General features: G+C 60.3%; 7 protein-coding genes and 1 pseudogene. 4 read left to right on the top strand and 4 right to left on the bottom strand.

Features of this window, described 5'->3' with window-relative positions:
• Positions 1-17 precede the first annotated feature (17 nt).
• From ABIQ96_RS21030 to ABIQ96_RS21015, 4 genes are all read right to left on the bottom strand, one after another.
• Entirely contained in the window at positions 18-4,307 is a 4,290-nt protein-coding gene (locus ABIQ96_RS21030; protein ID WP_348216607.1) for an autotransporter-associated beta strand repeat-containing protein, read from the bottom strand.
• Between the two features lie 122 nt (positions 4,308-4,429).
• On the bottom strand, positions 4,430-4,597 hold the full coding sequence (locus tag ABIQ96_RS21025) for a hypothetical protein (RefSeq protein WP_348216606.1): 168 nt from the start codon (positions 4,595-4,597) through the stop codon (positions 4,430-4,432).
• A gap of 102 nt (positions 4,598-4,699) precedes the next feature.
• Positions 4,700-5,329 carry a response regulator transcription factor gene (locus ABIQ96_RS21020; RefSeq protein WP_348216605.1) on the bottom strand — a complete coding sequence of 210 codons (630 nt, stop codon included), beginning with the start codon at positions 5,327-5,329 and terminating at the stop codon, positions 4,700-4,702.
• Between the two features lie 8 nt (positions 5,330-5,337).
• Positions 5,338-7,374, bottom strand: coding sequence for a sensor histidine kinase (locus tag ABIQ96_RS21015; protein ID WP_348216604.1), 2,037 nt, complete (start codon positions 7,372-7,374; stop codon positions 5,338-5,340).
• Between the two features lie 545 nt (positions 7,375-7,919).
• Between ABIQ96_RS21015 and ABIQ96_RS21010 the strand changes: the two genes are divergently transcribed.
• The 4 genes and pseudogenes from ABIQ96_RS21010 to ABIQ96_RS20995 all read left to right on the top strand — a co-directional run.
• Positions 7,920-8,777: a hypothetical protein gene (locus ABIQ96_RS21010; protein ID WP_348216603.1), complete on the top strand. Its 858-nt coding sequence runs from the start codon at positions 7,920-7,922 to the stop codon at positions 8,775-8,777.
• Between the two features lie 83 nt (positions 8,778-8,860).
• Positions 8,861-11,740, top strand: coding sequence for an autotransporter-associated beta strand repeat-containing protein (locus tag ABIQ96_RS21005; RefSeq protein ID WP_348216602.1), 2,880 nt, complete (start codon positions 8,861-8,863; stop codon positions 11,738-11,740).
• Positions 11,741-11,854: 114 nt separating this feature from the next.
• Positions 11,855-13,348, top strand: a complete 1,494-nt coding sequence (locus ABIQ96_RS21000) for a tryptophan halogenase family protein (RefSeq protein ID WP_348216601.1) — start codon at positions 11,855-11,857, stop codon at positions 13,346-13,348.
• Between the two features lie 259 nt (positions 13,349-13,607).
• Positions 13,608-13,953 (top strand): annotated as a pseudogene (locus ABIQ96_RS20995) (glycoside hydrolase); the annotation flags it as partial.

The following is a 13,953-nucleotide window of genomic DNA, read 5'->3' as shown; positions in this document are numbered from 1 at the left end:
GAAGAACCGTTGATGGATCAGTTTTTGACGACCAGGCGGACGAAATTCTTGCCGCCGGTGGGCATGTCGTAGACGACCGAGGTGCCGGCGGTGACAGTCACCGTGTTGTCTCCCGTGCCAACAGGCACCTGCGTCCAGGTCACGAGATCGGTCGAGGTTTGCACTTCATAGTCGGTGCCATAGACACCGGTGTAGGTGGCACCCATCGGCCAGGTGACGGTCCCGGAAACGGACGCCGGATTGGCGGTGAAGGTGGATCCTATTTGACCCATGAAGTATTCGATGCCGTTACGCACGCCATCGTTGTCATGGTCCATATCCATTGTCTGACTCGTAGCGCCGTTGGCATCCGCCCAGGAAGTATAACCGGCAGGGGCTGTGGTGACGCTCACCATGCCGGTGCCGGTGAAGTGTGTGTCGTCGATATGAGCCGCACCGGAGCCGCTGGCTCCCCAAGTTCCGGAGGCCTGCTGCGCGGCGCCGAAGTAGAGGGTATTCACAACTTCGGTGGCTCCCATCGGATCGACCTTGCCGCCATTGATGAGCAGCTTGTTAGTATTGGCGATCGCGTCGCCATCGACGGCGAGCACGCCTGCGTTCACGGTGGTGTCTCCGGTGTAGGTGTTGGTGCCGGTGAGTGTCCAGGTGCCCGCACCGACCTTGGTGACGGCAAGGACGCTGGTGCCGGCAAGCTGATTGAGCACCCCGGGGAAGGTTTCCGTGATACCGAGGTTTCCGACTTGGAGCGTGGTCGTGCCGATGCCCTGCGCGGTGACGAATCCGGTGCCGGTGAGGGAGCCCATGTGGATGGTGCCGCCGGGGCTGTCCACACTCGCACGGGTGCTGGTAGGTTGATTGATCACCCACTTCGCATTCGCGCTGCCGGAGGTGGCTGAGGTGAAACGTGTCGCCGCGTTTGCGTTGTTCTCGATGGTGAAGGTGCCGGTGAAGCCCGAGTTGTCGCCACCGAGGAAGACCGAAGAGGCCCCTCCCGTGGCGTTGCGGTTGATGTTGCCGCTGCCGCTCAGGTTGCCGTTGATTGCGAGGTTCTTGCCGATCGTGAGCAGCACGGAGGTGGTGCTCGGCAGGGCCGTCAGTGCGTTTGCGAGCGTGTAGTCGGAGGTAGTGGAGCCGGAAAGCGTGCCGCTGTTGAGGGTCACAAGTCCGGTGCCGAGCGCATTATTGGAGCCGGCGACGATGGTGCCGGAGTTGAGGTTGGTGCCTCCGCTGTAACTGTTGAAGCTCGACAATGTCAGAGTGCCTGCGCCATTCTGGGTGACCGAGCCGGTGCCGTCGATCGCGCCGAAGTCCGTGCCTTGGGCGGCGGTATCGGAGCGGTTGAAGACGAGCGAGGCATTGTCGGTGATCGCTCCCGTACCGAGTCTTCCTGCCGCGCCACCGTTGCCCATCTGCAGGATTCCCGCATTGATGGTGGTGCCTCCCGAGTAGGTGTTGGTGCCGGTGAGGATCTGGGTTCCGGTGCCGTTTTTGACAACGGTTCCGATGCCGCTGATGACGTTGGCATAGGTGAACGAACCGCCCGTCCTGTTATAAACCAATGTGGCGTCGTTCGCGATGCCTGAACTCGTGGAAATGTCACCGTTGGCGGATCCGTTGCCAAGCTGGAGGATGCCGCCCTGGATGCTCGTCGCGCCGGTGTAGCTGTTTGTCGTGCTGATCGTCACCGTGCCCGTGCCCAGCTTGTTCAAGGAGCCGGTATTGATGCCGCCGGAACCCGTGAGGGTGTAGTCCACGCCGCTGTTATCCACGCCGCTATTGTCGAATGTCGTGACGGCCGGGCTGACCGTATTGTCGTTGATCGTCACATTCGTCGTGCCGGTCGCGGTATCGTTGAACAGGACGGAGTCATTGGTCTGGAACTGGGTGGAAGCGCCGCCCACGTCGGTTTTCCAGTTAAAGGGAGTGCCAACCGTCGTGGTGGACCATGTGCCACTGGCGACACCCGTCCAGACGGGCGTAACGCCACTGATTGTCAGAGTGATGGAGTTGGCGGTGGTGCCGATGGTGGCGAACTGCCGCGCGCCAAGGCCTGGAACGGTTCCTTGGATGACATTGACAGGCAATCCGGTACGGCTGCCAAAGGTGATCAGGTCGTAGGTCTGCCCACTGATCCACGACGGGGCGGATGTCACGTTGACGGTGAAACCGGAACCAATGTTCAGGTTGTTGGAGATTGCGATGGCGGGATTGAGGGCATCCTTGTTCAGATTGAAGGTGCCGGCAGTGCTGAATGAAAGGGAGTCAAGGTATAGCGTGGCCGTGTTGCTATTTCCATTCGAGATGACCGCCGCGGAGTTATTGACCGTGACGCCACCGACGAAGCCGGTGCCGGTCAGTGTCCCCGCACCGAGTGACAAGGCGCTGCCAGAGATGGAACCGGTGACTTTCAGCGTGCCCGCCGAGACGGTGGTCGGACCGGTGAAGTCGCTGAATGCGGAAACGGTGAGGGTGCCGGCTCCGCTCTTCTGAAGCGAACCGGCACCGGTGATCGCGCTGGACAAGGTCATGTCGTTGGCACTGATGGCGGAGATGCTGCCGCTGTTAGTGACGGAATTGGAGAAAGTGCCGGCGGCGGCAAGATTGATGGCCAGCGTGCCGGATGCGCCGATGGTCACGGCGCTGCCACCCGCAATAGAGCCGGTGGTGCCGTTGCCGACTTGTAGAGTGCCGCCATTGATCGCGGTCGCGCCGGTGTAGGCGCTGGCACCGGAGAGAGTTAGAGTGCCCGTGCCGACCTTGGCGATGCTACCCGCATTGCGCATCACTCCGGAGAAGGTCGTGTTCGTGCCCAAATTACCGATTTCGGTAGCGCCGTTGACCTCCATATACCCAAACCCGGCCAGCGAACCGAACTTGGTGGTCCCGGTGGCGGAAGTGCGGAAGCTCGAATTCGTGAGATTGCCCGTATTGGCAAAGTTTACGGTCGCAGTGGAAAGATCCATGCTGGCGGGCGCGAAAATATTTACGACCTTGCCGGACGTATTGTAATTCAAGATTCCTGTGAATCCGCTCCAACTGCCATTCACATTTTCCGAAAGGTTGTTGGCGCTGGTATTCTGGATGGTGACAGTCCCTCCGCCGCTAAAGCTGCCGTTCAGCGTGCCGTTGTTAGTGGCATTGTCGATCGTCGCCGAGGAGCCGGTCGCGACGGTGAAATTATTGGCCATCGTTCCCGCGTTGAGATTCACGCTAACCGCCCCGGAATTGACTTGCACCGCACCCGTGCCGAACGAGCTGCCACCATCGCCGACGAGCGTGCCGCCGTTCATGATCGTGCCGCCGGTATAGGTATTGGAATTCGCCAGACGCAGATAACCCGGACCGTTTTTCACGAGCTTCACCGCAGTGCCGCCATTGTCCACGATCTTGGTCCAGATACGCCAGTCATTGTCCCCGGCACCGCCACTGGCCGAGCTATCAATAAAGAGTTCGCCTGAGCCCAAGCCCGAGGTCAGTTGTCCCGTGCCCGCCGTGCTGCCGGCACCGTTGTTCTTAAACCACTTGCTGGCACCGCTGAGGATCATACCACCGCTGCCCAGCGTCATCGTCGCGCCGCTGCTGATCGAGAAATCCGTCGTCACCACCAGCGAGTTCACGGTCGCGCTGGCTGTTAGCGAGGCGGCGGCGTTGGTGACTTTCCAGTTTTGAGCGGAGTAGGAACCCGCACCGGTTGCCGCCGTGATGTTGGTATAGCCGGAATAGGTGATGATGTTGCCGCTACCATCATTCGCCGCCCAGTCTCCGGTGGCACCCGTGGTCCCGGCATTGCCGACTGTCGCCCAGCCACCGAGGATGCCGGTGGCGTCATTGGCCAGTGTGGAACTGGTGATCCCGGTGGTCGAAAAATTCACCGATGCACCGGCATTGCGGGTCACCGTCCCGGTGATGGCAAGCGCGCCGCCAGCGCCGATCTTCCACTGCTGGAAGCCGGACAGAAGCGTCAGATTCGAGGATACCGTTGTCGTGCCGCTCGTCAGCGTGCTGGCGTCAATGCCGCCTGTGCCGACCGTTAGGCCAGCGCCGGCGAGCGTGTAACCGGAGGAGGTGAGCTGCATGCCCAGGACGCTTTGGGCTGCGGCAGCCGTCACGGTGCCGGCCGTGCCGCCGAAGACCGCGGTGTCCGAGCTGGTGGGCAGGTTGCTCGGAGTCCAGTTGGTAGTGGTGTCCCACGAGCCGGTGCCGCCATTCCAGGTAATGAGGGCTGCTTGGGCGGATGAGACTGCGGAAAACGCCAGGACGCATGAGGTCAGGGCGGTGATAGAGGAGACGAATCGATTGGGTTTCATAATTGGTGGCTGGGTTTGGATAGATGGGTTATGTGGAGAGCTGTTTGCCATGGTTGTGGCGAACTGGGGTGGAGGCTTCCCGTTGCCCGTCATGTGGCGGATAGCGGTAAAGGCGGTGCCGCTCAGTTTGAGATAAACGTGCTAATAAAAAGCGTGCCTCCATCGACGGGAGGGGTCTTCAAGCAAGCGTCTGCGGCGATGGCCTTCCCGGATGCGGAAATGAGGGAAAGCGCGTCAATGAGGCCAGAGATGTCGCGACGAAGGGTCGGTGCGAGGTTGTCAAGGAGCATGGGGTTTTTGGAATCGACCCTCATATTTATTCGGATCTTCCGCCCCCGTCATTCTATCTTTAGGATAGTACGATGCTTGCCCGAATTCGCACGGGCGGGCGTTCAATCCAAATGGATGATGCCGTGCCGCAGCGCTGCTAGCACTGCGGATGTCCTGTCGATCGCGCCCAGCTTGCCGAAGATCCGCTGGAGGCGGAACTTGACCGCCGGTTCGCTGATGCTGAGAAAACCGGACATCTCCTTGTTACTGGCCCCCTTGGCTAACAGCTCCATGACGGCCATTTCCCGTCGGGTGAGTTCGGGGCGGGCCATGCGTTCCCGCAGCCGGGCTTCGACTTGTGACGGAAGCACTTCGTGTCCCGCGTGGACCGAGCGGATGACGCTGAGGATCTCTTCCTTCGGCATGTCCTTGAGCAGATAGGACTTCGCACCGGATTGGATGGCGCGGTGGATGTCCTCGTCGGCGTCGTAGGTGGTGTTGACGATGATGCGCGCATCGGGGAAACGGTGGCGGATGGCGAGAATGGCTTCCACGCCGCTCATTCCGGGCAAACGCAGGTCCATCAATACGATGTCCGGGCGATGCAGCTCGAACAAAGGCAGCGCTTCGCGACCATCGCCTGTATCAGCCACCACCGTCATGTCCCGTTCGTTTTCTATCAATGCCTTCAGGCCAAAGCGCATGGCAGGGTGATCATCGACAATCAGGATGCGGATTGAATTGGATTTCATCGTGGGGTTTATCGCAGGGCGATTTCTGATAGCTGAATCGGATACTCGAGGGTGACTTCCGTGCCATGGCCGGGTTGGCTTTCGACGCGGAGAGCGGCCCGGATTTCATGAGCGCGTTCCTTAAGCCCGAGCAGCCCGAAGTGGGAGTCCGTGCCGTGAACTTTTTCCGGTTCGAAACCGCGGCCGTCATCCTTGACACGGATCGTCACGAGTTGCGGCGAGTAGGTGAGTGTTAGATCGATGCGTTTCGCCGACGCGTGCTTGACCGCATTGGTAATGGCTTCCTGGCCGATCCGCAGCAAGTTGTTTTCCACAACGGGCGGGAGGGGGAAGGGTTCGCCGGTGACTTCGAAATTTCCTCCCAAGCCGTCGATGTCGGTGAGTTGGTCGAAAACTCCGGCGAGCGCACCGTCCAGCCCGTTGTCCTCGATGACTTGGGAGCGCATGTTCCAAATCGATTGGCGTGCTTCGTTCAGGCAGTCACGGGTGATTTCGCTGGCGTCCTGACGGTGATGGTCTGCTGGGGAGCCACTTGGGATGTCGTCCTTCATCATTTCGAGATGAAGCGAAATCGCACCGAGTCCTTGCGCCAGCGTGTCGTGAATTTCCCGGGCGATCCGGCCACGCTCTGACAGAATGGCAGCGAATTCCGCCTCGCTCTGGCGGCGTGCGGCAGTGGACAGGCGGATCTTGCGTCGTGACGACCAGAAGATGCCGAATACGGTTAGCGCCAACACTGCGGAAATCGCCGCAAGCAGCCATGACCGGCGCTCCGCAGTCCACCATGAAGGGGCCTCTATCACCACAAGATCGTTCGGAGTGCGGATGATCAGTTCGAACTCCCGGGGATCGACGGTTCCTGTTCGATCAATCGCGGGAACAGATGAGACGCTGCAAATGCCAGTAGCCCGGAAAAGGGTTCCATTCTGCCAATGGGGTGAAATCACTTGCGCGCTGTCATTCAGAACTGCAATGAAATCCCGTTGGTCATCCCGCAGGACGAAGCGCAAGCCTTTGGGCACGCGCATGAGTTCCACGACCTTGGCCTGCAGGGTGATCAAGCCGGCGTCGTGATCCAGCGCCGCCACGGATGTGCCAAGGAACTCCGGTTTTGGAGGCGGGCCGTGCGCGATCCGGATGACCTCGGCATCCTCCAGTTCAGGGTAATAGTGTTCGCTCCTTACGGGAAAGCCGCTGACCTCGACCTGTTCTCCGATTGAGTAAGTGACTGAATCCTTCAGATTCACGCGGATGCCACGGCCGTTTTCCTCCAGCCAGATGGCCTCTCCCGCCTGCTGGTGGGCGACCACTCCACGAAGGCGGATGCGGTGGCCTTGATCAAGTCGGTCGGAAAATGCCATGAGCCTGTCGATGCGGCGCAATGGGAGATCGGCGAGGGGATATTCGATGATCACCGGCTTTTCATCCCTTGGCACAAACAGCAAAGGATGCAATGTCTGCCCGGTGCGGGTGAACTGATTCAATGCGATCGCCATCACCCGGATCTTCGAATCGACTGGAACCATGCTGTCGTGAGCGGTGGAGAAAAATAAGGGAAGTCGTCCTCCCCCCGATGCCAGAACCACCCGTGGATTCGCATTGGGATTCGCCTGTCTGACGATGCCTTCGATCTCGACCCATTGGCCGTCATAACGTCCGGAATCCAAATCCCAGAAGGTCACCTGGGTGGGTGGGGGGATCGGCGCAGTGCCCAGACGGGACACCGTTTCCAATTCCATGATCGGTGCGAAGTGGCCTGGAGCCGATACTCCTCGCGCCTCCACACGATCACCACGTCTCAGTCCTTTAAACTGCGGGTCAGTCCCTTTCATCCAGATGCATCCGGTGTCGTCCTGCAGGAACAGCCCACTGGCCGGATCGGCAAGCAGCACTCCTTCGAGTTTGACCGGGAGCCGCTCGAATTTATCCGCGCGGCTCAGCGCGCGGACCTCCGCGACCTTGGTGAGTTCCACAGGCGAGGCCGGGGCGGGAACCGTCAACGCTGCGCTCGCGACAAGAAGCCGAAGTCTGACGAATATGGGCATCTTTAAACGATGATAACCCCGGACCGCCGAACGGGAAGTACGGATCACTCCGCTTCCGTCGTCATTTCGGCATGCCCGCGCAAACAGGCGGAGTCTCGTGGGAAACGGGATTGCAATGCCGGGTAACGCGAAAAAAAACTCATGGTTCCGGTGAAACTCGTGAAACCCGGCCGGCTTGTCATCCTATCTTTCGGATAGCTGCTAGGGTGTCCTGGCTCTTCCTGTCCAGAAACTCCGCAGGAAGATAATTACCTGCACCGGACGCCGGACCCCGTCGATGGATTTGAAATATCGTGCATGGATCCGAAGAAGAATAACGAATTTTGGGCATCGCGAGAGACGTGGAGCGAATCGTTTTTTAGTGCGAAATCCATTAGTCGTGCCGCTCCTTGCATCACCCTTTCGGGGGATGCAAAAACCACTATTCGTCGCTATGGACCAAATCGTGGCGGCATGATGTTTTAGAACGATCCCCATCGAGAACATCTCTCGGAAAGGAGAAAGCCCATCCCAAACCCCTGTTTCGAGAAATTCTCATCAATCCCATGAAGCCTCCTAAATACCCCCTATTCGCCCTCGTGCTCGTCATCGGCCAGGCAGAAGCCGCCTCATCCATCGGCGTCAACTTCGTCGACGGTGGTGACGGTATCAACAACGGTGCCGGGGATTCGCTCGGCTCAGGTGAAATCGCCGGGGTTTCCGGCTACTCGCAGACTAACTGGAACAACCTCGGGCGCTGGGGCGACGTGGGGGCGGGCTCTATCAAGGATGACTCAGGCGCTACCACCGCGATCACCACGAGATGGGACTCCGTCGGCACATGGACCAACGGCGCGTCCACCGCCACGGGAGACGGCAAGCTCATGTCCGGCTATCTCGATCCGTCCTGGGGCTCCGGCGCGAACACACCCCTCAATCCTAACACCGATGTTTATGGCGTGGGGAACAACAACAAGCCGGTCATTTTCGTAGGCGGTCTCAGCTCGTGGCTTGCCGCCACCGGAGCCGCCTCCTACAGCATCATCATTTATTTCGATGGCGATTCCGCAGACGGCAGCCGGATCGCCGAATACTGGCTTGAGGGCATCTCCGGAAACGCAAACAGCATGACTTCCTCCGGCGACCTGACCCCTCACCTGTTCGGAAGCGACACCGCGAACTTCACCGGCACCTACACTCAGGTCAGCGACACATCGACCACGTTAGGAACCGCCACCGCCGGGAACTACATCGTTTTCACCGGCCTTTCCGCAGACCAGTTCCTGCTCCGCGGGGACGAGCACGGATACGCTAGTGACGCGACCACCGGCTTCCAAATCATCGCGGAAGTCCCGGAGCCCGCCACCACCTCCGTGGCGGCACTCGGTCTTTCCGCCCTCCTCCTCCGCAGGCGGCGGGCATGACCGGCTGACCGGCTGACCGGTCGGCACGCGTGATTAGAACCACTTTATACTTTTTTCCAGACCCATCGAACCATACCTATCCCATGAAAACCCGCAGAAATCCATTCATCAGAAGATCCGCAACTCTGGCGTGTCTGACCCTCGTCATCAGCCACGTCGAAGCGGCTCCATCCATCGGCATCAACTTCGTCAGCGGCGGTAACAACAACGGTGGCGATGGCATTAACAACGGAGCCTCCGATTCCCTCGGCGGCACCGAACTCGCGGGAGCCCCGGGTTACGCCCAATCCAACTGGAACAACCTCGGTCGTTGGGGCAATCTGGGGACGGGCGTTATCAAGTCCAACTCTGGCGCTTCCGCCCCGGTCACCATGAGATGGGACGCCGTCGGCACATGGACCAACGGCGCATCCCTCGCCACGGGAGACGGCAAGCTCATGGCCGGCTATCTCGACCCGTCCTGGGGCTCCGGCGCGAACACACCCATCAATCCTAACACCGGTCTTTATGATGTGGGGAACAACAACAAGCCCGCCATTTTCGCCGGTGGGATGACCAACTGGGTGAATTCGCTCGGTGGCACCGGCTACACCGTCATCATTTATTTCGATGGCGATTCCGCAGACGGCAGCCGGATCGCCGAATACTGGCTTGAGGGCATCACCGGAAACGCGGACAGCATGACTTCCTCTGGCGACCTGACCGCTCACGTGTTCGGAAGCGATACCGCGAACTTTGCCGGCACCTACACCATGGTCAGCGGCACATCGACCACGCTGGGAACCGCCACCCCCGGGAACTACATCGTTTTCACCGGCCTCACCGCAGACCAGTTCCTGCTCCGCGGGGACGAGCACAATTACGCGAGTGACGCGATCACCGGATTCCAGATCGTGGCGGAGGGCGTGACGCCCCCCACTGTGGATCTCTTTTGGAAGGGAACCACCAGCAACAGCTGGGCGGCTAACAACTGGACATCGGACGAGGCGGGCACCATTCCCGCATCTCTGTTCGGTGGTGAGAGTGTGGCTTTCTCCGCCACCGGAGCCGCCAATCTGTCGACCGTGCTTGGTGGGGAGCAGTTCGTCTCGAAACTCACTCTGAACGCCGGCGCGGGAGCCGTGGCGATCGGAGGCACGGACAACCTGACCATCTACTCGGACGGCATCGAAATCGATTCCGCAGCGACATCGCTGACGATCAACACCACCGGTCAGATCATCCTTGAAGGGGACCAAACGTGGCTGAACAATGCCGCCCTTCCCCTCACGGTTAACTCGGTCGTGTCCGGCTTCTCCAGGCTGTCCACAGGAGGCGGGGGCACGACCCTGCTGAATGCGGCGAATGAGCACGTCGGCGGCACGACCGTGAAGGGAGGCACGATGAAAATGGGCAACCTCCTCGCTCTCGGGCCGGTCACCAACGATCTGGGCGGCGAAGGCGGAACCCTGGACATGAACGGCTTCAGCCCGACCGTCGGAAGCCTGTCTGGCACGGGAGGGGCGATCTCCAACACTGTCACCGGAACGGCCACGCTGCACGTGGCCAATGTTGCCAATTGCAGCTTCGGCGGTACGTTGACAGGTGCGGGTGCGAGCCAGATCGTGGCTCTGGAAAAAAGTGGCGCGGGCACTCTCACGCTCTCCGCGCGCTCCAGTTTCACGGGCGATGTGACGATCACCTCCGGCATTCTCTCCGCCACGAGCCCCATCTATGACGGCCAACCCGCGGACAACACCAACAGCGCCCTCGGCAACCTGCAGGTCAGCACCCGCTCCATCATCGTGGCCGCCGGCGCGGAGCTGCAGCTCAACAATAATAACATCATGGGCAGCGGCGGCACCAATTACTCCAACCTGCCGACCGTCGTCCTCAACGGAAGTACCGTCCGCACCGGTACCTACAATCCAATCGGTCCCGTCATCATGGACGCCGGCCACATCACCCAAGGTGCCTGGGGCGCTGCTGATGGTTCCTTTCAGGGATATCAGTTTCATGGGACCATCACTGTCACCGGCACGGCCCCGTCGACCATCGACACCACCTCCGGTTCCGGAAACCACTTGTTTTCAGAAACGGTCTTCAATGTCGCGGATGTCACAGGTGACGCCGCCGACGACCTCGTGATTAGTGCCCCGCTGCGGAATCAATCGGGAGATCTCGGCAATGCGCCGGGTGGCCTGACCAAGACCGGTGCCGGCACGCTTTCGCTGCTAGGGAGCAACACCTACACCGGGACCACCAAGGTGTCCGCAGGCACGCTCAAGACGGCGGCCCAGAATTTCTACGACCAATCCACCGTGGAAATCGCCACCGACGCGAGATTGGAACTGGGCTTCGATGTCTCCACCCCGGACGTCATCATACGCCTCAAGATCAACGGTGCAGTCCAACCCGCTGGCACCTATGGCGCGATCGGAAACACCAGCGCGGATCACCAGATCGCGCAAATCACGGGGACCGGACTGTTGAACGTCACCGGCCAGGATGCCGCCTATCTCGCCTGGATGGATACTTTCCCCTCGTTGACCGGATTGAATGCGGCCAAGAGCGCTGACCCCGATAAGGATGGACAGAGCAATCTGGCTGAATTCGCGCTCGATGGAAATCCCGCGTCGGGCGCGGCGTCAGGGAAATCCCGCACCGAGGTCACCTCGGTGGGCGCGGAGCAGGCATTGGTCCTAACCATTCCGGTCCGCAACACCGCGTCGTCCTTCACCGGCACCACGCCCATGGAGGGAACCGATTCCGTGGACAACCTGATCTACAGGATCGAAGGCAGCAACAGCCTTGCGGTCTTCGATCAAGCGGTTTCCGAGGTCTTTCCGGCCCTTTCCGGCGGACTGCCCGCCACCACCACGGGTTGGTCCTATCACACGTTCCGTTTGAACGGCGCGGTGGGCGGTGTCACGCCGCGTGGCCCGCATGGCTTCCTTCGCGCCGGCATCATCCAAACCCCCTGATATTGGGGCCATCGGACTCATCCGGCCACTTCATTCCTCGCCTTGCAGACGGAATGAAGTGGCCTTTTTATTTCGCCTCCCGATGGTGGCGGAGAACCCATATTGCGATCTCTCGTGGAAACATCATCATCCGCTGTAAAAACCATTGTCGTTCTTGGTGGCGGCAGCGCCGGCTTCATCGCCGCGCTCACGCTCAAGCGCCGCCTGCCCCAGCTTGAGATCACCGTGCTCCGGAGTCCGGAGATCGGTATCATCGGCGTGGGTGAGGGGACCACCGCCGTTTTTCCGAGGCATTTCTTCGACTACCTCAAGCTGGACCGGAAGGATTTTTACGCCGAGGCCAGCCCGACCTGGAAGCTGGGCATCAAGTTCATTTGGGGGAAACGTGACCACTTCTTTTATTCGTTTTCCCAGGAATTTCTCAAGCAGCAGCACGACCTTCCGCGCGGCAACGGCTTCTATTACGATGATGAAACGTCCTGCACCGGTGAGGTCACGGCGCTGATGGCGCGGGACAAGGTCTTCGGTCGCGATGCCCGGGGAAATCCCCATTTCCACGGCCACCACGCCTTCCATATCGAGAACCACAACCTCGTCGCCTGGCTGGAAAAAACCAGCCGCGCGGCCGGCGTGCGGGTGAGGGATCTAACCGTGCGCGCGGAGACCGGACCCGGCGGCATTGCAGCCCTCATCGCCGGAGACGGAGAACGCATCACGGCGGACTTGTACGTGGACTGCTCCGGCTTCCGCTCCGAGCTGTTAGGCGGTGCGCTGGACGAGCCATATATCAGCTACGAGGACTCGCTCTTTTGCGACCGCGCCGTCATCGGCGGCTGGTCCCGCACCGACGAGCCGATCAAGCCCTACACCGTCGCCGAGACCATGGACGCCGGCTGGTGCTGGCAGATCGAGCACGAAACATGGATCAACCGCGGCTATGTCTATTCCTCGGCATTCATCAGCGACGAGGCGGCGCTGGACGAATTCCTTCGGAAAAATCCCAAGGTTTCCAACGTGCCGCGCGTCATCAAATTCCGCAGCGGCAGGCGCGCGCGGAACTGGATCGGCAATGTCGTCGGCATCGGCAATTCGGTCGGTTTCGTCGAGCCGCTGGAGGCGACCGCGCTTCAGGTCATTAGCGTGGAGGCCACCAGCCTTGCTGATTCCCTGGGCGACTGCCGCCTCATGCCCACACCCACGCTGGTGGAACTTTATAACATCTGGAATGCCCGGGCATGGGACGACATCCGGGATTTCCTTGCCGTCCATTACAAGTTCAACGACCGCCTCGACACCCCGTTCTGGCGGGCCTGCCGTGCGGACACCGCGCTCCACGGCGCGGGCTTCATCGTCGATTACTATCAGCAGAACGGCCCGAGCATCCTCTCCGGCCAGCTCCTCCATGCCTCTAACTCCTTCGGCGTGGATGGCTACCTCGCCATGCTGCTCGGCCAGCGCGTCCCTTACGAAAGACCCTACATTCCCAGCCCACGGGAAAAGGAAATCTGGCGCGGCCACCACACCTCGTGGAGTACCCAAGCCGACCGCCTGATGGATGTCGCGCAAGCCCTCGAAGCCATCCGCAAACCCACCATGAAATGGCCATGAGGGCAAGTGGTTCGTCCGCCTCGTCGTGACGCCAATCCCTGCAAAGCGGCTTCGGTTTCCCTGAAAGGCGGCATCATCCGTATTTGATCGGCAGGCTTCTCCCTGATTCGGGGGAGGGAAAAATCCCGAAACTGCCATATGGCCGGGCGGGAGCGGATTCGGTAGATTCCATCACTTCGTTGCGAACCCATTTCTCCCGTCGGGCGTTTCCGCGGGCAGTTGATCCATAGTTCCTATCAAGAAAATCCAGGACGTCCGCATGATGCATTCTCCAGCTTGCCGCTTTGTTTCCAGTCTGGCCGCTTTCTTCGCAGCACTCGCCTTGTCAGGCGCCGCTGCGGATGAAGCGGCCAGGGTGGTTTCCGCCGATTTGAAGGAAGCGATCAGTCCGCTCGATACCATGTTCAAGCGCTGCGTCGGCGCGGGCCGCGCGAACGAAGGATTGCGTGCGGATTGGCAGCGGCAACTGTCTGTTGTACGGCGCGAATGCGGCTTCGAATACATCCGCATGCATGGCCTGTTCTGCGATGACATGGGTGTTTACCGCGAGGTCAACGGCAAGCCTGAATACAACTGGCAGTACATCGACGAGCTTTTCGATTTCC

This window comes from Luteolibacter sp. (assembly GCF_039920825.1).
Taxonomy (GTDB): Bacteria; Verrucomicrobiota; Verrucomicrobiia; order Verrucomicrobiales; family Akkermansiaceae; genus Luteolibacter.
Note: the sequence above shows the minus strand (reverse complement) of the source record. Positions and strands in the feature narration are given on the sequence as shown.

What these genes read in the sequence shown, in the direction of transcription:
- ABIQ96_RS21030 (WP_348216607.1), bottom strand. Translation starts at nt 4,307, where the DNA reads ATGAAACCCAATCGATTCGTCTCCTCTATCACCGCCCTGACCTCATGC.
- ABIQ96_RS21025 (WP_348216606.1), bottom strand. Translation starts at nt 4,597, where the DNA reads ATGCTCCTTGACAACCTCGCACCGACCCTTCGTCGCGACATCTCTGGC.
- ABIQ96_RS21020 (WP_348216605.1), bottom strand. Translation starts at nt 5,329, where the DNA reads ATGAAATCCAATTCAATCCGCATCCTGATTGTCGATGATCACCCTGCC.
- ABIQ96_RS21015 (WP_348216604.1), bottom strand. Translation starts at nt 7,374, where the DNA reads ATGCCCATATTCGTCAGACTTCGGCTTCTTGTCGCGAGCGCAGCGTTG.
- ABIQ96_RS21010 (WP_348216603.1), top strand. Translation starts at nt 7,920, where the DNA reads ATGAAGCCTCCTAAATACCCCCTATTCGCCCTCGTGCTCGTCATCGGC.
- ABIQ96_RS21005 (WP_348216602.1), top strand. Translation starts at nt 8,861, where the DNA reads ATGAAAACCCGCAGAAATCCATTCATCAGAAGATCCGCAACTCTGGCG.